Source organism: Serpentinimonas barnesii (genome assembly GCF_000696225.1).
Classification (GTDB): domain Bacteria; phylum Pseudomonadota; class Gammaproteobacteria; order Burkholderiales; family Burkholderiaceae_C; genus Serpentinimonas; species Serpentinimonas barnesii.
The window spans coordinates 1-20,631 of record NZ_BAWN01000005.1 but is presented as its reverse complement, the minus strand read 5'-3'; the positions used below and the strand labels follow the sequence as shown (position 1 = coordinate 20,631).

21 protein-coding genes and 1 tRNA gene are annotated in these 20,631 nt (G+C 66.8%); 4 read left to right on the top strand and 18 right to left on the bottom strand.

Annotation, left to right across the window (positions count from 1 at the left end; all coding sequences use genetic code 11):
* Window positions 1-13: 13 nt before the first annotated feature.
* Genes SRAH_RS01310 through fliS form a run of 3 tightly spaced genes read left to right on the top strand, consistent with a single transcriptional unit; the run spans window position 14 to window position 2,221 of the window.
* Window positions 14-619, top strand: coding sequence for a GNAT family N-acetyltransferase (locus tag SRAH_RS01310; protein WP_197537839.1), 606 nt, complete (start codon window positions 14-16; stop codon window positions 617-619).
* Window positions 616-1,797: a dTDP-4-amino-4,6-dideoxygalactose transaminase gene (gene rffA / locus SRAH_RS01305; protein ID WP_082210003.1), complete on the top strand. Its 1,182-nt coding sequence runs from the start codon at window positions 616-618 to the stop codon at window positions 1,795-1,797. Before SRAH_RS01310 ends, rffA begins: the two co-directional genes overlap by 4 nt.
* Before the next feature lie 34 nt (window positions 1,798-1,831).
* Window positions 1,832-2,221, top strand: coding sequence for a flagellar export chaperone FliS (gene fliS, locus SRAH_RS01300; protein ID WP_029461552.1), 390 nt, complete (start codon window positions 1,832-1,834; stop codon window positions 2,219-2,221).
* Window positions 2,222-2,233: 12 nt separating this feature from the next.
* Here fliS and arfB read toward each other — a convergent pair whose 3' ends face one another.
* The 8 genes from arfB to tolB all read right to left on the bottom strand — a co-directional run bounded on the left by arfB (window position 2,234) and on the right by tolB (window position 9,409).
* Window positions 2,234-2,635 (bottom strand): alternative ribosome rescue aminoacyl-tRNA hydrolase ArfB, encoded by a 402-nt coding sequence (gene arfB, locus SRAH_RS01295; RefSeq protein ID WP_029461551.1) that lies wholly within the window; start codon window positions 2,633-2,635, stop codon window positions 2,234-2,236.
* A 62-nt stretch (window positions 2,636-2,697) separates the two neighbouring features.
* Window positions 2,698-4,068 (bottom strand): Fic family protein, encoded by a 1,371-nt coding sequence (locus tag SRAH_RS01290; RefSeq protein ID WP_029461550.1) that lies wholly within the window; start codon window positions 4,066-4,068, stop codon window positions 2,698-2,700.
* A gap of 352 nt (window positions 4,069-4,420) precedes the next feature.
* Window positions 4,421-4,496, bottom strand: a tRNA-Lys gene (locus SRAH_RS01285).
* 65 nt (window positions 4,497-4,561) lie between these two features.
* Window positions 4,562-5,422, bottom strand: coding sequence for a tRNA threonylcarbamoyladenosine dehydratase (locus SRAH_RS01280; protein WP_045475773.1), 861 nt, complete (start codon window positions 5,420-5,422; stop codon window positions 4,562-4,564).
* The gene (locus SRAH_RS01275; RefSeq protein WP_029461548.1) at window positions 5,415-6,524 is read right to left on the bottom strand and encodes a YeeE/YedE family protein; all 1,110 of its coding nucleotides are present in this window, start codon (window positions 6,522-6,524) and stop codon (window positions 5,415-5,417) included. Before SRAH_RS01275 ends, SRAH_RS01280 begins: the two co-directional genes overlap by 8 nt.
* Before the next feature lie 88 nt (window positions 6,525-6,612).
* A complete protein-coding gene (ybgF, locus tag SRAH_RS01270) occupies window positions 6,613-7,452 on the bottom strand; it encodes a tol-pal system protein YbgF (protein ID WP_029461547.1) in 840 nt (279 codons plus the stop codon).
* Window positions 7,452-8,072 carry a peptidoglycan-associated lipoprotein Pal gene (gene pal / locus SRAH_RS01265; RefSeq protein WP_082210001.1) on the bottom strand — a complete coding sequence of 207 codons (621 nt, stop codon included), beginning with the start codon at window positions 8,070-8,072 and terminating at the stop codon, window positions 7,452-7,454. The genes ybgF and pal overlap by 1 nt, the downstream gene beginning before the upstream one ends.
* A gap of 38 nt (window positions 8,073-8,110) precedes the next feature.
* Window positions 8,111-9,409, bottom strand: a complete 1,299-nt coding sequence (gene tolB / locus SRAH_RS01260) for a Tol-Pal system beta propeller repeat protein TolB (protein ID WP_029461545.1) — start codon at window positions 9,407-9,409, stop codon at window positions 8,111-8,113.
* Between the two features lie 186 nt (window positions 9,410-9,595).
* Here tolB and msbA point away from each other — a divergent pair, with 186 nt between their 5' ends.
* Complete coding sequence (gene msbA, locus SRAH_RS01255) at window positions 9,596-11,383, top strand: lipid A export permease/ATP-binding protein MsbA (protein ID WP_029461544.1); 1,788 nt, start codon at window positions 9,596-9,598, stop codon at window positions 11,381-11,383.
* 30 nt (window positions 11,384-11,413) lie between these two features.
* Here the strand turns inward: msbA and SRAH_RS01250 are convergent, their stop codons facing one another.
* The 10 genes from SRAH_RS01250 to SRAH_RS01205 form a co-directional block, all read right to left on the bottom strand.
* Window positions 11,414-13,084 carry an Rne/Rng family ribonuclease gene (locus SRAH_RS01250; RefSeq protein ID WP_029461543.1) on the bottom strand — a complete coding sequence of 557 codons (1,671 nt, stop codon included), beginning with the start codon at window positions 13,082-13,084 and terminating at the stop codon, window positions 11,414-11,416.
* A gap of 23 nt (window positions 13,085-13,107) precedes the next feature.
* Complete coding sequence (locus tag SRAH_RS01245) at window positions 13,108-13,740, bottom strand: Maf family protein (protein ID WP_029461542.1); 633 nt, start codon at window positions 13,738-13,740, stop codon at window positions 13,108-13,110.
* Between the two features lie 6 nt (window positions 13,741-13,746).
* Window positions 13,747-14,214 carry a 23S rRNA (pseudouridine(1915)-N(3))-methyltransferase RlmH gene (gene rlmH / locus SRAH_RS01240; protein ID WP_029461541.1) on the bottom strand — a complete coding sequence of 156 codons (468 nt, stop codon included), beginning with the start codon at window positions 14,212-14,214 and terminating at the stop codon, window positions 13,747-13,749.
* A complete protein-coding gene (rsfS, locus tag SRAH_RS01235; protein ID WP_082210000.1) occupies window positions 14,211-15,005 on the bottom strand; it encodes a ribosome silencing factor in 795 nt (264 codons plus the stop codon). The genes rlmH and rsfS overlap by 4 nt, the downstream gene beginning before the upstream one ends.
* Window positions 15,002-15,679, bottom strand: coding sequence for a nicotinate (nicotinamide) nucleotide adenylyltransferase (gene nadD, locus SRAH_RS01230; RefSeq protein WP_029461539.1), 678 nt, complete (start codon window positions 15,677-15,679; stop codon window positions 15,002-15,004). The genes rsfS and nadD overlap by 4 nt, the downstream gene beginning before the upstream one ends.
* Window positions 15,676-16,596 carry an oxygen-dependent coproporphyrinogen oxidase gene (hemF, locus tag SRAH_RS01225; protein ID WP_029461538.1) on the bottom strand — a complete coding sequence of 307 codons (921 nt, stop codon included), beginning with the start codon at window positions 16,594-16,596 and terminating at the stop codon, window positions 15,676-15,678. The genes nadD and hemF overlap by 4 nt, the downstream gene beginning before the upstream one ends.
* A complete protein-coding gene (gene purD, locus SRAH_RS01220) occupies window positions 16,593-17,882 on the bottom strand; it encodes a phosphoribosylamine--glycine ligase (RefSeq protein ID WP_029461537.1) in 1,290 nt (429 codons plus the stop codon). Before purD ends, hemF begins: the two co-directional genes overlap by 4 nt.
* 8 nt (window positions 17,883-17,890) lie before the next feature.
* Complete coding sequence (locus SRAH_RS01215; protein ID WP_029461536.1) at window positions 17,891-18,616, bottom strand: YebC/PmpR family DNA-binding transcriptional regulator; 726 nt, start codon at window positions 18,614-18,616, stop codon at window positions 17,891-17,893.
* Window positions 18,617-18,728: 112 nt separating this feature from the next.
* The gene (gene sbcB, locus SRAH_RS01210; RefSeq protein WP_029461535.1) at window positions 18,729-20,198 is read right to left on the bottom strand and encodes an exodeoxyribonuclease I; all 1,470 of its coding nucleotides are present in this window, start codon (window positions 20,196-20,198) and stop codon (window positions 18,729-18,731) included.
* 110 nt (window positions 20,199-20,308) lie between these two features.
* Window positions 20,309-20,631 (bottom strand): DUF4351 domain-containing protein (locus SRAH_RS01205; protein WP_029461534.1); only part of this gene is annotated, 323 nt, incomplete at its 5' end.

The following is a 20,631-nucleotide window of genomic DNA, read 5'->3' as shown; positions in this document are numbered from 1 at the left end:
GCCCAGCTTTGAATTGAACGACACCAGTGAGCAGGCCCTGCAATGGGCTGTGAAGAACCGTGGGCACCACACCGTTCGCGTCGATCCGTTGGCCTGTACCCGCGCCCTGCACGCACATGGCTTTTACTACTGCGACACCCTGGTCGAGCCCTATTGCCAAGCCGCATGGTTCATCGAACACCCGCATCCGGCGGTGGCCTTGCACGCATCGCCCGCGCTGGCCGAGCTGGAAGCCATCGCGAGCGGGGCCTTTGTGCATGGCCGTTTTCACCGCGACCCGCATGTCCCTCGTGAGCAGGCCGAGCAGCGCTACCGGCAATGGCTGGAGCAGTTGCACGCCGCCGGCCAGGTCTGGGGCATCTCGATGCAGCAGCAGGTGCAGGGCTTCGTCGCCTTCGAAGGCAACCAGTTGGTGTTGCACGCGCTAGCCGAGGGCGCGCGCGGCCGTGGCTGGGCCAAGTATTTCTGGTCACCGCTGTGCCGCCTGCTGTTCGAGCAGGGGCACACCGAGCTGCGCAGCTCGATTTCAGCCAGCAACCTGGCGGTGCTCAACCTGTACGCCTCGCTTGGCTTCAAGTTTCGCCACGCCCAAGACATCTACCACCGCCTGAGCCCATGAACATCCCCTTCAACAAGCCCTACATGACGGGCAAGGAACTGTTCCACATTGCCGAGGCGCACTTCAATGGCAAGCTGGCCGGCGACGGCCCCTTCACCCAGCGCTGCCACCAGTGGCTGGAGCAGCGCACAGGCACCCGCAAGGCGCTGCTCACCCACTCGTGCACGGCGGCGCTGGAAATGGCGGCGCTGCTGCTCGATTTGGGCCCGGGTGACGAAGTCATTATGCCGTCCTACACCTTCGTCTCGACCGCCAACGCCTTCGTGCTGCGCGGGGCCACGCCGGTGTTCGTTGACATTCGGGCCGATACGCTCAACATCGACGAGACGTTGATTGAGGCCGCCATCACCCCGCGCACCAAGGCCATCGTAGTGGTGCACTACGCCGGCGTGGGTTGCGAAATGGATGCGATCATGGCACTGGCGCACCGGCACGGCCTGTTCGTGGTGGAAGACGCGGCGCAAGGCCTGATGGCCAGCTACCGCGGCCGCCCCTTGGGGTCGATCGGGCACCTAGGCTGCCTGAGCTTTCACGAGACCAAAAACATCATCGCGGGCGAAGGCGGTGCGCTGCTGGTGAACGACGCGCGCTGGGTCGAACGCGCCGAAATCCTGCGCGAAAAAGGCACCAACCGCAGCCAGTTCTTTCGTGGCGAGGTGGACAAATACACTTGGTGCGACGTGGGTTCGAGCTTTTTGCCGGGCGAACTGGTGGCGGCCTTTCTGTGGGCGCAAATGCAGGAGGCCGACCGCATCACGCAGCAGCGGCTGGAGCTGTGGCAGCGCTACGACCGCTTTTTTGCCGCCGCCAGCCGCTCGCAGCGCTTTCAGCGCCCTGCAGCGCCAGTCCATTGCCAGCACAACGCCCACATGTACGCCATCCGTCTGCACGATTTGGCGCAGCGCAGCGCCTTTATCGCACACCTCAAAAGCCACGGCATCCACAGCGTGTTCCATTACGTGCCGCTGCATTCGGCCCCGCAGGGCAAGCGGCTTGGGCGCTGCCACGGCATCTTGGCCGTGACCGAGCGCGAGGCCGAGCGGCTGGTGCGGCTGCCGCTGTGGCTGGGGCTGGAGGCGCATCTGGAGCACGTGCAGGCGGCGATCGATGGCTTTGTGCCAAGCCGACCGCAGGCCGCGCAATCAAAGCCTTCAAACTTGCCCCGCCCTGACCGATAATGATGCAGCACCCCTTGTTTGCCAGCACCCCACCATGATTCCACCCGCCAACCGTTCCGCCCGCGCCTACGCCTCTGTGGCCCTCGACAGCCGCGCCGATGGCAGCGGCCCGCGCGAGGTCGTCATGCTGCTGTTTGAAGGCCTGCTGGAGCGCATTGCGCTGGGTCGGCTGGCAATCGAGCAGCGCGACGTCAACAACAAAATTCGTCACCTCGACAAGGCGCTGCAAATTTTGGGTGAGGGCCTGCGCACCCACCTCGACACCAAGGCCGGGGGCGAACTGGCCTTGCAGCTCGACGGCTTGTACGCCTATTGCTCGGTGCGCCTGCTGCACGCCAACGCCCACAGCGACACGGCCGCCCTCGATGAGGTGCATGGCCTGATCAAACAGGTGGCCGACGCGTGGCGCGAAACGCGCCCGTAAGCGCAGGCCTTGCTACTCTGAAACTTTGCCGCGCCCGAGTTTGACCGACGACCGTTGCGCCTTGCCCTCGAGGCGGCGCTGCTGGGAGCCGTAGGTGGGCTTGGTGGGTTTGCGGGGCTTGGGCACGTGCGCGGCGCGCTCGATGAGCGCGTGCAGACGGGCCATGGCCTCGGCCTTGTTGCTCTCCAGGCTGCGCGAGCCCTGCGCCTTGATCACCAGCACCCCATCGGCAGAGATCCGGCTATCGGAACGGGCCAGCAGCCGTTCTTTCAGCTCAGCGGGCAGTGAGGAGGCCGCAATGTTGAAGCGCAGATGCACGGCCGTGGAGGCCTTGTTGACGTGCTGCCCACCCGGGCCCTGCGCACGGATGGCGCTGAACTCGACTTCGGCTTCGGGGATGGGGTGGTGGGGCATGGGGGATCAGGGTCAAGGCAGCGCCCGCTGCGCAAGCAAAACGTGAACCATCCAATTTCCCCTCATCGGCTCCGCCCAGCGTCTATCCATCGCTGTGTCATGCCACGGGCAAGGTTGTAGCGGGCGCAGTTGTGCTGTTCCAGTTGATCGAGTTCGGTGTTCGCGATGAGGCGCAGCGCCGAGATGTCCGGGGCATCGACGTACACCTCGGCAAATGCGGCCTCCAGCGTGCGGCCATGGAAGACAACGAATTGCATCAGCTCGTTCAAGGTCTGCCGGTACTTGGTCCGAATCGGGTCGGGCGCCGACAGAGCGGCGCGCAGCACGCTGTACTTCTGCATCGAGCGACGGTAGATGAACTCGAACAAGTCCACCGCCGCCGCCACGTTGCGGTGCTCGTAAACACCGAGCATGGCGGTCGCGTAGTCCGAGCGCTCCACATCCAGAAAGGACAGCGGCGCGCAGTTGTAGAGCATGAGCGGCATATTTGCGCACAGCCGACTAGTGCGTTTGTTGCCGTCCGCAAAGGGCTGTAGGTAGGCCAAGTTGAGCCACAGGAAGAAAGCGGCCTCAACCGGATTGCGGATGTTGCGCACCTTGTCGACAATGGCCTTCAGCGTCTCTTCTAGGAGCGTGGGGATGTGGCTGGGGCTGTAAACCGAGCCGTCGATGTTCACCACGCGCCGACGGATGCTGCCGATGTCCCGCGAGTCGCGAAGAAGGTCCCGCATCAGCTTGGCCTGCAGATCGACGATGACGGCTACGGTAATGCCCTCCGTGGGCACCGCATCGACCATGAACTCGATGGCGCTTTTGTGATTGAGCAGCATCAGCGTGTCGTCATCGAGCGGCCCGGCTTGTTGGCCGAGCTCGAAGAGTGCCCTGGTGTCGAGCAAGCTTTTGTTGTTGCCCTCAAGGCGCGATGACGACCAGGACAGGTCGATGAGCAACTGCTCAAGCACCTCGCGCGCGTAAGTTCCAGCGGGTTGCTGGTCTGGGCTGCGGCCAGCGTGGTACAAGTCCGTGGCCAGTTGGGGCGGCAGCAAGCTGGACTGATTTGGGATGTAGCTGCTCACAAACCCGCTGTCGTAGCCTACGGGGGTGCGGGTGCCCAAGGGTGCGCCCAGCGCCTCCACAAGGCGCTGCGCAGATGCTGACCACTGAAGGGCTGCAGACCGAAGCGGTGTTTGGAAGCCTGGAGGCAAAAAGCGCAGCGCCACCACGGCCGCTTCGGTGGCCAGGTATCGAGTCGAGCGGCCATCCCCCTGCTTCTTCAGAAAACCGGCGGCAAGAAGGTTGCGCAAGTCCCGGTTGAGGGTGGGCCGAGAGACTTGGAGAGCGTGCTCCAGGGCGCTTGGCGCAACGGGCTTGCCTGCGACAAGGACTTGGCGCAGCAGCGCCTCATGGCGGGGCGACAGCGTGGGATGTGTCATGGCGCAGCGAATTTTGGCGATCTCGTCAATCTCGTCACACGATAAGAATAATCCGTAATCTTATCTAAAAAACGCTGGATTGATAGGGTTTTGACGAAATTAAGCTCTGCGTGACAAGAATCATCCGGGAGCAGGATGGCGCTGATTAGCCCTATCTGTTCCATGATAGCCGGGCCAAATTTTCAGCTACCGCTGGCTTGGTGTCCCACTGCACTTTGAGAAAAACTGGCTCGCGGCTCAGGCCAAGCAAGCCAATTCGTGACTCGGCTATGGGATATGGATTCTAGGGGCATGGTCACCCCAGGCAACAAAAAAGGCCAGTCCGAAAACTGGCCTAAGTTGTTGATTTTACTGGTAGGTCGTGCAGGATTCGAACCTGCGACCAACGGATTAAAAGTCCGCTGCTCTACCAACTGAGCTAACGACCCACTTTGCACCGACAACGCCAACAAGCAGCGCTGCGAAGCCTTGAATTATAGCTTGGTTTTTTATCTCAAGTGGCGCGTTTTGGCACCGTCTGCGATTTTTTTGGGACGGCAGCCGTGGCGATGCGCTCCAGCACCCACCCTGCTGCCACCATGCCAAAACCCGCCGTCACCGCCACGCTGGAGCCGTAGCCGTGGCAATTGAGGCTGCCGTCGCCAGCGCCTGGCACGGCGCAGGAAGGGTCGGGGCTGGCCACGGGTTCGCGGCTGAACACGCAAGCCAGCCCCATCGGCCCGCGCGCCGCAGCGGCATGGGCTTGGCGCAGGCGGGCCCGCAGGCGGGCCAGCAGCGGGTCGTGGGTGGTGCTGGACAAATCGGCAACCTCAATCCGGTGCGCCTGCCGCTTGCCCCCGGCTGCGCCGCAGGTGATGAAGTGCAGCGGGGCTTGCAAGGCCCATGCCGCCAGCGTTTCCTTGGCGCTGCGCTGGTCGCAGGCATCGATCAGGGCCAGTGGGCTGCCATTGCAGGCCTCAATCTGCTGCATCAGAGCGCCCCAGTTGGCAGGGGTCACGAATTCGTCCAGCGCGTGCACCTGCGCGGCCGGGTTGATCTGCGCAATGCGCTGCTGCATGGCCAAGACCTTGGATTGCCCTAGGGTATCAGTCAAGGCGTGCAGTTGGCGGTTTATGTTGGATTCGGCCAGATGATCGAGGTCGATCAGCGTCAGGCGCCCGACCCCGCTGCGCGCCAGCGCCTCGGCCGCCCACGAACCCACGCCCCCGATGCCGACCACCACCACATGGGCGTCAAAAATGCGCTGCGCCCCCACGCTGCCATAAAGGCGCCGCAAGCCGCCAAAGCGGCGCTCGAAGCCCTCAAAAGGCTCTTGCGCAGAATCGGCGGTGGACGGTGGCGCAGCCTCAAGCACGCTCGAGCAGCCAGATTTGCAAGCGCAGCGCCGCCACCGCCCCCAAGCCGATGCCCGCCACCGCGATCAGGCTGCCCAGGCTTAGGGTGGAGAGGCCCGAGAGGCCCTGCCCGATGGTGCAGCCCATGGCGGTGACGCCCCCGACGCCCATGCAAACGGCCCCGATCAGGTGCAAGGCCGTGTCTTGGGTGCTGCCAAAACCTTCCCAGTGAAAGCTGCGGCTGAGCAGGGCGTAAACCAATGAACCCAGCACCACCCCCAACACCGACACCACACCGATGGTCAGCACCTTGGAAGCGTCGCTAAAAAAAATCAGCCACTCCAGCGCATAGGCCATGGGCGCGGTGAAGGTGAGCGATTCCATCACGCCGGTGTCGGTGGTGAGGAACACCGCCTCCAGCGTTTCTGGGTGTTCGGGGACGAAGGCCAGCACGCCCGTGACCCACCACAGCGCCACCACCGTGGCCCCGATGCCAATGCCGGCCAGCCAGTTGTCGATCGAGGCGCGAAAATCGCGGCTTGCCAGCGCCCAGACGACCAAGGCCAAGCCGACCAAACCCGCCAGCCCGAGGGCGGCACCCGGCACACCCCACTGCCCAGCCAACCACAGCGGCAAGGCTGCACTGGAATCGAGGTGCAGCACCACCTGATCGACGCTGCGGTCGCGCAGCACCGCCGTTACGCCGCTGAGGGTGGCATAGGCCGCCAAGCCCATGACGACAAACACCACCAGCGATTTGAGGTTGCCGGCGCCGATGCGCACCAGGGTTTTGCTCCCGCAACCCGAGGCCAGCACCATGCCAAAACCAAACAACGCCCCCCCCAACAGAGCCGAGAGCCAGAGCACCCGGCTGCCGCTGTAGATGGTCTGCATCGGGTCGATCCAGCCCAGCGCGGCCATGCCATAAAAACCCAGCATGGCCACACCGGCGGCCATGCCCCACATGCGCAGCCGCGTCCAGTCGCCCATGTTGACGACGTCGCTGATGGCACCCATGGTGCAAAAATGGGTGCGCTGCGCCAGCGCGCCAAACACCAAGGCCACCACGAAGGCGGCCCACAGCACGAGCGTGGTTTGCGCTTGGATTTCGGTCATTTCCATGGCGAGCAATTGTAGCGGCCCCAGCATTTGGATGCCGGGTTTTGGTTACCGGTCCAAGCCGCAGCGCACGGCCCTCAAAGGCAAGCGCTCAGCGCAGCCGCGTTAGCCGCTCACGCGCCACCGCAGCGGCTTCGGTGTTGGGGTGCGCCTGGATCAGCTCTTGCAAGGCGGCGCGCGCGGCGCGGTTGTCGCGCTGCTCGATGTGGGCGTTGGCAATGCCGAGCAGCGCATCGGGCACCCGGGGGTGGCGCGGCGATGCGGCGATCATGCGCCTAAAGGTTTCGACGGCTGCGGGGTGCTGGCGCGCCGCGTACTGCGCGTTGCCTTGCCAGTAAAGGGCCGGGGCCACGTAGCCGCTGCGCGGGAATTGGGCCACCAGCTCGCCAAACAGGCGCGCCGCGCGCACGAAGTCGGAGGCGCGCAAGGCCACCATGGCGGCATCGAAAGCCTGCACTTCGTCGGGCCGGGCCTGAAACTCGACCCCCTCGACCGTGACCGTGAGCGGCTCCAGCGGGCGCAGGCGCTGGTCGAGTTGTGCCTGCCAGTCGCGCTGCAAATCGCGCTGCTGGCGCTGCAACTCGGCCACCAGATGCGCCAGCCTTTCGTTGTGGCCGCGCAGATCGGCCAATTCGCGGCGCAAGGCGTCGTTCTGCGCCCCAAGCTCGACCAGACTGCGGCGCAGGCCCAGCAGATCTTCGTCGAGGCGTCGGGTAAGTTCGGCATCTTGCTGCTGCAGGGCTTGGTTGGCTTGCTCGGCCGCGCTGCGGTTGGCCTCGACGCGCTCGCGCAGCTCGATGATGGCGCGCCGCGCCTGGTCGTCGCCACCAAACAACTGCGCCTGCACCGGCAGCGCCCACGCCGCCAGCGCCAGCAGCAACAGGCCCAACACACCGCGGCGGACCAAACCGAAAGCAGAAAGGGCTTGCATCAGCGATAGACCAGTTCAACGCGCCGGTTTTGGCTGTGCGCCGCCTCGTCGGCGCCGGCGTTGGCGGGTTTTTCCTCGCCAAAGCTGACCGCCTCCATCTGCGCGTCTTGCACCCCCATCAGGGCCAGCGAACGGCGCACCGCCTCGGCGCGCTTTTGACCCAGCGCGAGGTTGTATTCGCGGCCACCGCGTTCGTCGGTGTGACCCTCGAGCGCCAAGCGGCGCTGGCGGTCGGCAGCCAAAAAGCGCGCATGCCCTTCCAGCAAAGGAACGAACTCGGGGCGCACGGTGTATTCGTCGAAGTCAAAAAAGACCAGCCGCGCTAGGTGCGCAGGCGGCTGCCCCATGACGGTGGTGCCGGCCTGCACCGGGGCCACGGCGCGCTGGTCCACCGCCCCTGCAGCGGCTCCCGCTGCGGCCGGGGCAGGCGCGACACCGATAGGCTGCACCGGCACCGCCGTGCGGTCCTGCACCGGCACGTCTTGGGCCAGGTTGACGTTGGAGCCGCAGGCCGCCAAGAGCAGCGCCGCGCACAGCACGGTGGCGGCTTGGAGGGCGCGTGACACCGGAAGGGCAAAAGTGCCGCGGCGCTTGCGAACGGTGCTGGGTTGGGCTTGCATGGTGGTGTTACAAATGAAAAAAGGTCAATCCACTGTCTTTAACGCTGAAACGGGCCCCAATCCGGCTCGCGGATGCCACCCGGGAGGTTGGCCAGCCGGGTTTTGATGCGGCCATCGAGCGTGGTGGTCATCAGCGTCTCGCGCCCCTGCATTTGGGTGGCGTACAGGATCAGGCGGCTGTTGGGGGCAAAGCTGGGGCTCTCGTCGGCGCTGGTGTCGGTCAAGACCGTGATGCGGCCATTGGCCAGCTCCATCGCACACACCCTAAAGGCCCCGTTGATGCGCGACACATAAGCCAACCAACGGCCATCGGGGCTGACGGTGGGCGAGATGTTGTAGTTGCCCTCGAAAGTGACGCGCACGACATCGGCGCCACCGGGGCTCATGCGGTAGATCTGCGGCGAGCCGCCCCGGTCGCTGACGAAATACACCTGGCGCCCGTCGGGGGTGAAGGCGGGCTCGGTTTCGATGCCGCTGGTCTGGGTGATGCGCTGCGGCTGGCCGCCGCCCGCGGCGTCGATGGCAAAAATCTGCGACGCGCCACCGAAGGTGAGCGTAGCCAGCAGCCGCCGCCCATCGGGCGACCAAGCCGGCGCGCTGTTGGAGCCACGAAAACTGGCCAGCAAACGGCGCCGCCCGGTGGCCACTTCGTGGGCGTAAATGACGGGTCGGCGCGCCTCGAACGACACGTAGGCCAGTTGTTGCCCGTTGGGCGACCAGGCTGGCGAGATGATGGGCTCGCCGCTGGCCAAGGCGGTTTGGGCGTTTTCGCCGTCGGCATCGGCCACCCACAGGTGGTGGCGTTCGCCGTGGCGCGAGACGTAGGCGATGCGGGTGGCAAACACGCCCGGGTCGCCGGTCAGGCGCTCGAACACATAGTCTGACAGGCGGTGCGCGGCCAGCCGCAGGTCGCTGGCGGGCACCGGGAAGCTCAAGCCCCCAAGGTCTTGCGCCCGCACCACGTCCCAGAGCCTGAAGCGCACATCGAAGCGGCCATCGGCCAGGCGCATGGCGCTGCCGGTGATGAGCGCATCGACGCCGGCGGCGCGCCACGGCGCCAGATCGGGCCGCGCCGTTTCATCGAGCACGGCGCTGCCCCCGGGCAAAGCGCGCAACTGGCCGCTTCGTTCGAGGTTGGCGCGCACGATGGCGGGCACGTCTTGGGGCAGACCCGGGCTGAGCCTGAAAGGCGCAATGGCAAAGGGAATTTGTTGCAAGCCGACCCCGGTCACCTCGACCCGGAACTGCGCCTGCGCGGCGCCCCAAGCCCCCAAGCCCAAACCTGCCCCACCGAGCGCAGCCCATGCGTGGAAGCGGCGCCGCGTTAGGGCGGGCATTGGGGGCAATGCGGTCTGAAAGGGCAATTGGTGCATGAAGAAACAAAGGCAAACAGAAAAGACGGCAAGTCGGATCTGACCAGCAGCAAGCGCCCCTGCCGCCGACCCGACAGACCGATAATAGCGGATGCGCTGTGCCCCGTGCCACCGCAGCGCTTGAGGCCCACTGTTTTTTCCGAATCGACCTTGTACGACCGCCCCGCCCCCGAAGCCGCCAGCGCTCCCGCCGCCACCGACCCCCGCACCTTGGGTCAGCGCCTGCTGCGGGTCTGGCCCTATTTTCGCTCGCACAAGGGCGCCTTGGGGCTGGCCTTTCTGGGTGCCTTGATCGCCGCCCTGACCGAACCGGCCATTCCGGCGCTGTTGCAAATCTTGCTCGATGAGGGCTTTGTGGCGGGCAGTTTTCCGCTCTGGATGGTGCCGGTGGCGCTGATGGGGCTGTTTGCAGTGCGCGGGCTGGCCACTTTTGCCGCCAAATACGCGCTCAGCTACGTGGCGGCCGGGGCCATGGTGCAACTGCGCCGCGCCATGTTTGAGCGCCTCAACGACGCCGATCTGTCGCTTTTTGGCGAGCAAAGTGCCAGCAAACTCTCCAACACCCTGGTCTATGAGGTGCAAACCGGGGCCCTGATGCTGGTCAACAGCGTGCTCACGCTGGTGCGCGATGTGCTCACCGTGATCGCCCTGCTGGCCTATTTGCTGTTTTTGAACTGGCAACTGACGCTGATCGTGCTGGCCGTTTTTCCACCGCTGGCCTGGGTGATGCGGGTGCTCTCCAAGCGCCTGTACCGCCTCACGCGCAGCAGCCAACTGGCCACCGACGAGCTGGCCTATGTGGTGGAAGAAAACGCGCTGGCGCACCGCGTGGTGCGGCTGCATGGGGCGCAGGCGCAGCAGACGCAGCGTTTTGACCGACTCAACCTGGTGCTGCGCCGGCTGGCGCTCAAAGCCACCGTGGCCGGCGCCGCCGTGGCCCCGCTGACGCAGATGCTGGCCGCCGCCGCGCTCTCGACCGTGGTCATGATTGCGCTCTGGCAAAGCACCACCAGCGGCGTGACAGTGGGCAGCTTCGTGGGCTTCGTCACCGCCATGCTGATGCTGATCAGCCCGATCCGCCAACTGGCCGACCTCGTGACCCCGATCACGCGCGGGCTGGCGGCGCTGGAGCGCGGGCTGGAGCTGATCGAGCAGACCCCGATCCAGCGCGGTGGCACGCACCAGGCCGAGCGCGCCGTGGGCCGCTTGAGCCTGGAGCAGGTCTGGGTGCAGTACGACAGCAAAGGCGACGCAGCGCTGCGCGGCATCAGCTTGGAGGTGGCGGCGGGCGAGGTGCTGGCGCTGGTGGGCCCATCGGGCTCGGGCAAAACCACCTTGGCCAACCTGCTGCCGCGCTTTGTCGAGGCCAGCGGCGGCGTGCTGCGGCTCGACGGCGTGGCCCTGCCCGACTGGGACCTGGCCAATCTGCGGCGCCAGTTTGCCATGGTCAGCCAAGACGTGGTGATGTTCAACGACACCCTGGCCGCCAACGTGGCCCTAGGGTCCGAGTTCGACGAGGCTCGGGTGCGCCAAGCGCTGGAATTTGCCAACTTGGGCGAGCTGCTGCAAACCCTGCCCCAAGGCCTGCACACCCCCGTGGGGCACAACGCGACCGAGCTGTCGGGCGGCCAGCGCCAGCGGCTGGCGATTGCGCGCGCCATCTACAAAGATGCGCCCATTTTGATCTTGGACGAAGCCACTTCGGCGCTCGACAACGAATCGGAGCGGCTGGTGCAAGAGGCGCTGCAGCGGCTCATGCGCGGGCGCACCACGCTGGTGATCGCGCACCGGCTCTCGACCATCGAACACGCCGACCGGGTGCTGGTGCTGGCCCAAGGCCAGATCGTCGAGCAGGGACGCCACGACGAGCTGCTGGCGGCCAACGGCGTGTATGCGCGGCTGCACGCGCTCAGCCTGGGGGGCAGGCTGTCGGAATGAGAGGCCGCGCCCGCCGCAGGGCGACGCAGCTTAAAGCAGCACGATGTCGTACTGGTCCGGGCGCAGCGCGGCCTCGCTTTGCAGCGAGATCGGCTTGCCGATGAACTCGCTCAAACCGGCCAGGTGCGCGCTTTCTTCGTCCAACAGCAGCTCGATCACCGGCGCCGCCGCCACGATGCGAAACTCGCGTGGGCTGAAGGCGCGCGCCTCGCGCAAGATCTCGCGCAAGATGTCGTAGCAGACGCTGCGCGCGGTTTTCACCCGGCCGCTGCCGCTGCAGGTTGGGCAGGTTTGGCTCAGCAGTTGCGCCAGCGACTCGCGGTTGCGCTTGCGCGTCATCTCCAGCAGCCCGAGCTGCGAAAACGCGCCGGTGGTGGTTTTTACGCGGTCGCGCGCCAGTTGTTTGCGCAACTCGGCCAACACCGCCTCGCGGTGCGCCTCGCGCAGCATGTCGATAAAGTCCACGATCACGATGCCGCCCAAGTTGCGCAACCGCAACTGGCGCGCAATCACCTGCGTGGCCTCTAGGTTGGTGCGAAAGATGGTGTCGTCGAAGTTGCGCGCCCCCACGAAGCCGCCGGTGTTGACGTCGATGGTGGTGAGCGCCTCGGTCTGGTCGATCACCAGGTAGCCGCCCGACTTGAGCTCGACCCGGCGCCCGAGTGCGCGCGCGATTTCTTCGTCGATTTGATACAAATCGAAAATCGGGCGCTCGCCCCGGTAGTGGCTGATGCGCTCCAGCGTGGCCGGCATGTACTCGCGCGCAAACTGCTGCAAGCGTGCAAACTGCTCTTGGGAATCGACCTGGATGCTTTGCGTCTGGGCGCTGACGAGGTCGCGCAGCACGCGCTGCAGCAGGCTCACATCCTGCTGCAGCAGGCTCGGGGCGGGCAGGCGCGCGGCCGCGCTTTTGATGTGGGCCCAGCTTTTGCGCAGGTAGGCCACGTCCTCGGCCAGCTCTTCGTCGCTGGCGTCTTCGGCGTTGGTGCGCAAAATGAAACCGCCGCCCTCGCCCGCCGTGAGCGCTTGCAGGCGCTGGCGCAAGGCCTCGCGCTGCGCCGGCGGGATTTTCTGCGACACCCCGAGGTGCTGATCCTGCGGCAAAAACACCAGTTGCCGGCCCGCGATGCTGATCTGCGCTGTCAGGCGCGCGCCCTTGGAGCCGATCGGGTCTTTGAGCACCTGCACCAGCAGCGCCTGGCCCTCGAACAACTGGCGCTCGATGGGCAAGGCGCTGGCGGCCTGCCCGTTGCCTGCTGGCATCGGGGTCGTGCTTTTCGGGCTATCCGCGCCACCCGTGTTGGCCGGGTTTTGCGCGCCTTGCGGGTCGGCTTCGACCGGTGCCAGCGGGCTGGCAGCGGGCACCGTGCTGGACCGCTCCGTCGCCGGGGCACCCCCATTGGACTCGGCCTCACCGGCAGGCAAAGGTGCCAGCGCCTGGGGCCGCTCTTTGGCGGCAAAGCGGGCGTTGATATTGGGCAGCAGGTCGGCCACGTGCAAAAAGGCGGCGCGTTCGAGCCCGATGTCGATAAAGGCCGACTGCATGCCCGGCAGCACGCGCGCGACCTTGCCCAGATAGACGTTGCCGACCAGCCCGCGCTCAAGCGCGCGCTCGATGTGCACCTCTTGCACCGCACCGTGCTCCACCACCGCCACCCGCGTTTCTTGCGGCGACCAGTTGATCAGGATGTCTTGGCTCATGGGGCTTTGGGGTAGAAAGGGGCTTAGGGCTGCGCCAGACCGGCGGCGCGCAGCAGTTGCGCCGTCTCGTAGGCTGGCAGCCCGACGATGCCGCTGTGGCTGCCGCTGATGCGCCGTATCCACTGGCTGGCGCGCCCCTGGATGGCGTAGGCCCCGGCCTTGCCCAGCGGCTCGCCGCTGGCCACGTAGCGCTCGATCTCGGCCGCGCCCCAAGGGGCGAACTCGACCGTGGAGCGGCTCAGCGCCTGCCAGACTTGACCCTGGTGCGCCAGCGCCACGGCGGTGAGCACCTGGTGGCGCTGCCCGGCCAGGCTTTGCAGTATCTGCACGGCATGGGCGGCGTCGGCGGGTTTGCCAAAAATTTTGCGCCCAAGCGCCACCGTGGTGTCGGCGCACAACACCGGGCCCGGTGGCCAACCGCGCCGCTCCAGGCGTGGCAACGCCGCTTGCAGCTTGAGCCGGGTCACGCGCTGCACGTAACGCGCCGGGGCTTCGTGGGGGCGCGCCTGCTCCAGCGCCTCCAGGGCGTGCAAATCTTCGTCGGCCTCGGGCAGCAGCAGCTCCACGCGCCAGCCCCACTGCGCCAGCAGCTCGCGCCGGCGCGGGCTCTGCGAAGCCAAATACAGCCAAGGGGCTTGGGCGCTGCTGTCGTGCATCGGCTTTTACTCGCGGTGATACGGGTGCCCGGCGTTGAGCGACCAGGCCCGGTACAGTTGCTCGATCAGCAGCAGCCGGGCCAGCGCGTGCGGCAGCGTGAAGTCCGACAGGCGCAGGCTCTGCTGCGCGGCGGCCTTGAGCGCTGGATCGAGGCCATCGGGGCCGCCGATGAGCAGGGCCACGTCGTCGCCCTGCTGCTGCCATTGCAGCCACTGGCGCGCCAGCGCGGCCGTGGTGAGGGTGCTGCCGCGCTCATCCAAAACCACCAGCCGCGCCCCTTTGGGCAGGGCGGCTTCGATGCGCTCGCGCTCGGCCGCACGCAAGGCCGCCACGGTCTTGTGGCCGCGTGGTTCGGCCTTGACGGTGCGCAGTTCGAAGCGCGCGTCGGGCGGCAGCCGCTTGGCAAAATCGTCGCAGGCGGTCTGCGCCCAATCGGGCAGGCGCTGCCCGACGGCGACGAGAACCAGCTTCATGCGGCAGGTTTGGGCTTGGGGCTGGTGCGGGGGCGTGCTGGACGCTGCTTGGCGGGCGTGGCGGCGGCTGGCTCGATCGCGCTGGCTTTGGCCGGCTTGACGGGCTTGGCTCTGGCTGCAGCAGGCCTGACCGCCTTGGCCCGAGCTGGAGCCGCCTGGGCTTCGTCATACTTGGCTGGCTTGGCTGGCTTGGCTCTGGCTGCAGCAGGCTTGGCCTTGGCGCTGGGCAAGGTTGCGGCTTGGTCAGCTTTGGCGGGCTTGGCCTTGGCCTTGCCCACGGCGGCTGCTGGGCGCACTTGGGTGGGAGCCGGGGCACCGAGCTTCAAGCGCACCGGCTTGCTGCCCCAGATTTCTTCCAGCCGGTAATACTGTCGGATAGTGGGCTGCATCACGTGCACCACCACCGGCCCGCAGTCGACGACGATCCATTCGCCGTTGTCTTCACCCTCCACGCGGGGTTTGTCAAAGCCGGCTTCGCGCACCGCGTCGCAGACGCTGGCCGCCAGCGCCTTGGTCTGGCGGTTGGAGCTGCCGCTGGCAATGATGACGCGCTCGAACAGCGCCGACAGCGCCTCGGTGTTGAAGACTCGGATGTCTTGCGCCTTCACGTCTTCCAGCCCATCGACGGCGGCGCGCTGCAGCTTTTGGGTGTTGCGCTTGGCCGTGGTCTCGCTCTGGGGGCCACCCGCAGGGGCTGCCTGCGCCCCTTGGGGCCCTTGGGCCGCCTCGGCGCTGGAGGGGTTCGGGCCGCTGGCTGGGGGGCGGGGTGCGTTGCTGGGCTGACTGCTCATTCTGGCTGGTGGTAAAGGTGATGGTCTGAAATATACCGCGCCACGGCGGCGGGCACCAGCAAATCGAGCGCTGGTGCTGCCGTGGAACATTCGCTAGGGCCGACTACTGGGCCGCCCGCGCCCCGCACCCGCGCGCGCACCGCCGTGGCGCTGACTGGGTGCAGCGGCATGTGCAGGCGCTCGAAGGGCAGGTCGATGCCGCTCAGGTCGGGCTCGGCCACCGGGCCAGCGGCGGCGCTGCCGTCGGCGTGCAGGGGCCGGTTGGCCACCGCCAGCGTGGCGTGGCGCAGCACCTCCGGCCAGCGCTGCCAGGTTTGGAAGGCGAGCAACTGGTCGGCCCCCAGCACCAGGTAAAGCTGCGCCCCTGGGTGCTCGGCGGCCAGCTCTTGCAAGGTGTCGGCGGTGTAGCTGGGGCCGGGGCGCTGGGTTTCGCGCGCATCGATTTGCAGCCGGGGCAGCCCTTCGAAGGCCAGCCGGCACATCGCCAGCCGGTGCGGCGCGGGCGAGAGCACCCGGCTCTTGTGCCAGGCCTGACCGGTGGGCAAAATGAGCAGCGCGTCGAGCCCGAGTTGCGCCAGCGCCGCTTCGGCCAGCGCCCGGTGTGCCCGATGCGGCGGGTCGAAAGCCCCGCCAAACACGCCGATGCGCTGCACGGCCGCAGGCGTGGCGCTCACAGCCAGTCCCGCCGCGGCAGGAATTCGCTCGTCAGGCGGTATTCGGGTGTGCCCACGGCGGGCTGCTCTTGATAGGCCCAGCGCACCAGCGGCGGCATCGAGAGCAAAATGGACTCGCTGCGCCCGCCCGATTGCAGGCCGAAGTGGGTGCCGCGGTCCCACACCAGGTTGAATTCGACGTAGCGGCCGCGCCGATAAAGCTGGAACTGGCGCTCGCGCTCGCCGTAGGGGGCCTCGCGGCGCCGCTGCACGATCGGCAGGTAGGCGTGCAAAAAGGCGTCGCCCACCGCCTGCGTGAGCGCCAAGCCGCCCTCGTTGCCGAGTTCGGACAGGTCGTCGTAAAAGATGCCGCCGATGCCGCGCGCCTCGTTGCGGTGCTTGAGGAAAAAGTAGTCGTCGCACCAGGCTTTAAAACGCGGGTATTTGTCGGGCCCGAAAGGGGCCAGCGCGGCGGCGCAGGTGCGGTGAAAGTGCTGCGCGTCTTCTTCGAAGCCGTAGTAGGGCGTGAGGTCCATGCCGCCGCCAAACCAGCTCACTGGCGCGCCACCGTCGAGCGGCAGCGCGCTGATCTGGCGCACGTTCATGTGCACGGTGGGCACGTAGGGGTTGCGCGGATGAAACACCAGCGAGACACCGAGCGCCTCGAACGGGGCCCCGGCCAGTTCGGGCCGGTGCTGCGTGGCCGAAGGCGGCAGGCGCTGGCCTTGCACATGCGAAAAGCCGCAACCGGCGCGCTCGAACACCGCGCCGCCTTCCAGAATTTGCGTCACGCCGTTGCCTTGCAAGGGCTCGCCGGGGGCTTTTTCCCAGGCGTCGGAGACAAAGCTCTGGCCGTCGATTTCGGTGATGGCCGAGGTGATGCGCTGCTGCAAGCCGAGCAGGTAGTCGCGCATGGCGGCGCCGGGCGTGCCGCTCATGCTGGCAAGGCCCGGTAGCCGATGTCTTTGCGGTACTGCATGCCGTCAAAGTGTACGCCTTGCAGCAATTCATAGGCACGGCGTTGCGCCTGCGCCACATCGCTGCCCAGGGCGGTTGCGCAAAGCACGCGCCCACCGGTGCTGCGCAGTTGCCCTTGCTGCAGCGCGGTGCCGGCGTGAAACAGCACGGCGTCGGGCCCTTGGGCCAAGGCCGCAGGCTGCAGCTCGATCGCATCGCCCTTGCGCGGGTCGTGGGGGTAGCCGTGCGCGGCCAGTACCACCCCGAGCGCCACCCGCTCATCCCATTGCAGTTCGATTTGGTGCAGGCGCTGCTCGGTCGCGGCCAGCAGCACCTCGGCCAAGTCACTTTGCAGGCGCAGCAGGATGGGTTGCGTTTCGGGGTCGCCCAAGCGGCAGTTGAATTCGAGCGTGCGCACGCTGCCGTCGCGGCCGATCATGAGCCCGGCGTAGAGGAATCCGGTGTAGGGGATGCCGTCGGCCGCCATGCCGCGCACCGTGGGCCAGATCACTTCATCCAGGGCGCGCTGGTGCACCTCGGGCGTGACCACCGGGGCCGGTGAGTAGGCGCCCATGCCGCCGGTGTTGGGGCCTAGGTCGGCGTCGAGCAGGCGTTTGTGGTCTTGGCTGGTCGCCAGCGCCAGCACCTGCTGGCCGTCGCAGAGCACGATGAAGCTGGCTTCTTCGCCCTCCAGAAAGGCTTCGATCACCACCCGCGCCCCGCCGGCGTTGTGGGCCAGCCCCGGCGCATTGCCTTGCAGCATGAAGTCGATGGCGGCATGCGCCTCGGCCAGCGTCTGCGCCACCACCACGCCCTTGCCGGCAGCCAGCCCGTCGGCCTTGACCACAATCGGCGCGCCCATCTGCTCCACGTAGGCGTGGGCGGCGGCGGCGTCGGTAAAAGCCTGGTAGGCCGCAGTCGGGATGCCGTGGCGCTGCATGAAGGCTTTGGAGAAGGCCTTGGAGCTTTCCAGTTGCGCCGCCGCCTGCGTGGGACCAAAAATGCGCAAGCCCCGAGCGCGAAAGGCATCGACGATGCCCGCCGCCAGCGGTGCCTCGGGGCCCACCACCGTCAGGGCTATGCCCTGCTGCAGCGCCCAGCGCGCCAGCTCAGTCACATCGCTGATCGGCACATTGATTAAAGCGGGGTCGAGCGCGGTGCCGCCGTTGCCCGGCGCCACGAACACCTGCGCCACCCGGCTCGATTGCTTGAGCTTCCAGGCCAGCGCGTGTTCGCGTCCGCCACCGCCCACCACCAGCACCTTCATCTTCGCGTTCATGGGTTGAGTTCTGCGTTGTGATAGACGTTTTGCACGTCGTCGAGGTCTTCCAGCGCGTCGAGCAGCTTTTGCATGCGCGCAGCGTCCTCGCCATTTAAAGTGACCGGGTTGTCGGCGCGCAGCGTGATTTCAGCCAGCTCGGGGCGCAGGCCCGCGGCTTGCAAGGCCTGCTGCACCGCTTCGAAATCGGCCACGGCGGTGAGCACCTCGAAGGCGCCGTCGTCGCTGCCGAGCACGTCCTCGGCCCCGGCCTCTAGGGCGCGCTCGAACAGGCGCTCTTCGTCCACACCGGGCGCAAAAACAAGCTGGCCGCAGTGCTTAAACTGAAACGCCACCGAACCCTCGGTGCCCAGGTTGCCGCCATGCTTGCTGAAGGCGTGGCGCACCTCGGCCACCGTGCGCACGCGGTTGTCGGTCATGGTTTCCACAATCACCGCCGCGCCAGCTATGCCATAGCCCTCGTAGCGGATTTCTTCGTATTGCACGCCTTCGAGGTTGCCCGTGGCCTTGTCGATGTTGCGCTTGATGGTGTCGGCCGGCATATTGGCCGCCTTGGCCTTGTCGATCGCCAGCCGCAGGCGCGGGTTGGCGCTCGCGTCGCCGCCGCCCTGGCGCGCCGCCACCATGATTTCGCGGATCACGCGGGTCCAGACCCGGCCGCGTTTTTCATCTTGGCGGCCTTTGCGGTGCTGGATGTTGGCCCATTTGGAATGCCCTGCCATGGCTAAAGCCTCGCGTATCGAATTTGAATAACCCTCCATTGTACGGTGCCGGCCACCGCACCCCAGCCCCCTTGCCGCCAGCGCCCTGCGCCGGCGTGACCCGGGGGCGGGTTCAGAGGGTCTCGGCCAGGCTCTGCGCGTAGTCGTGCAACTCGCCCAAAATGGCTTCGGCGCGCTCGTCGCCGCGCTCCATGGCCTGCTCGGCCAGTTCGTCGATGCGGGCCATCTGGCGCTCCAGCGTCAGCGCGCCACCCTGCCCATGCAGCAGCCGCGCCTGGCAGTGTGCCAGCCAGCGCGCCTGCTCGTCCGCGCTGAGCTGCTCGGGGAAGTTGCGCGCCCGGTAGCGCCACACCAGTTCGCCCAAGCGCTCGTCCTCAAACTGCGTGCGCAGCCAAGCCGGGTCGGCAGGAGGGCGCTCGCGCAGCTCCAGCAGGCGCAGGCGGTCGGCATCGCCCACGAAGCCGCCGTACAAATCCTGCTCGGGGTCGGGTTCGGGCTCGGCGTTGCGGCTGCCTCCGTTGCGCTCATAGACGGCGCGCCAAAGTGCGCTCAAATCGGGCAGCGCGGCGGCGCGCTCGGCATGCAGCAGCCCCTGCTCCAGATCAATGCCCCAGCGCTGCGCCAGCTCCGGGCGCAGGGCGCGCAGATTGGCCACCACCATCGGCGATTTGTTCAGGTGCACGCTCTTGAGCGGCAGGCGCTTGACCCCGACGGGCAGATCCTCTTGGCGCACAAACAGCCGGGCCCGCACCTCGGCGGCGTTGAGCGTGGCCAGCTCGGCCGGGTCGTGCGCCAGGTCCCAAGCCAGCAGCTCGTTGCGGTTGCTGGGATGGCTGGCCAGCGGCCACATCAGCCCCAGGCAGCCGCGCTCGGGCGGGAAAAACCCCGACACGTGCAAAAATGGCTTGGCCTGCTGCGGCGTGGTCGGCAAGCCCAGCTCGGCCGCCACCCGCTCTTTTTTGTGCAAGCCAAAAGCGAAGTCGAACAAGCGTGGTTGGCGCTGGCGCAGCAGCCGCGCCAGGCCCAGCGTGGCGTACACATCGGACAAGGCATCGTGCGCCGCCCTGTGCTCGATGCCGTTGGCGCGCGCCAGGTCTTCGAGCTTGAAGCTGGGCCGGCCATCGGCCTTGAGCGGCCACTCCAGCCCCTCCGGGCGCAGGGCGTAGCACAGGCGCAGCACGTCGAGCAAGTCCCAGCGGCCGCAGCCGTTTTTCCACTCGCGCGCGTAGGGTTCGAGCAGGTTGCGCCAGAGCAGGAAGCGGGTGAATTCGTCGTCGAAGCGGATGGTGTTGTAGCCCACGCCCACGGTGCCGGGCTGCCCCAGCTCGGCCTCGATGCGCCGGGCAAACTCGTGCTCGGGCAGGCCGTGCTGCAAACACTGCTGCGGCGTGATGCCGGTGATGAGGCAGCTCTCGGGGTCGGGCAGGTAGTCGGGTGCCGGGCGGCAGTAGAACATCAGCGGCGCGCCGATGGGATTGAGCTCGGCGTCAGTACGCACGGCCCCAAACTGCGCCGGCCGGTCCAGCCGCGCCTTGGCGCCAAAGGTTTCGTAGTCGTGCCAGAGAAAGGTATGGGGCTGCATGGGATGCTGGCAAAGGTGAAGCAGGGGCTTGGAGCCGGCGCAAATTGCAGGTTTAAGGGCGGCCGCGGCAAAAAATGCAAAAGGGGCGACCCCAGAGCCACGCTAGTTGCTCAGTGGTCAACAAAAACCTCGGCCAGCGTGCGCGCATCGAGTATGCGGTCGGCCCACGCCTCCAACTGCATGGCCGTTGCGCTGTCCAGCCGAGCACGGGTGCTCGGTGTGATAGGGCCAAAGCGCCGGGCGAGCTGGCGCTCCAAAAGTGCGGCTTCGCCTTCGAGCTTGCCTTCGGCCATGGCTTCAGCGGCGGCGCGCTTGATCAGGCGTTTAATATTGGTTTCGAGCATGTGGGTGATCTCCAGCAGGTTGTCGGATTGGGCCAGTTCGGACAGTTGGGGCAAGGTGTGGCCGCTGCGGTGGCGCAGCCATTCGATCA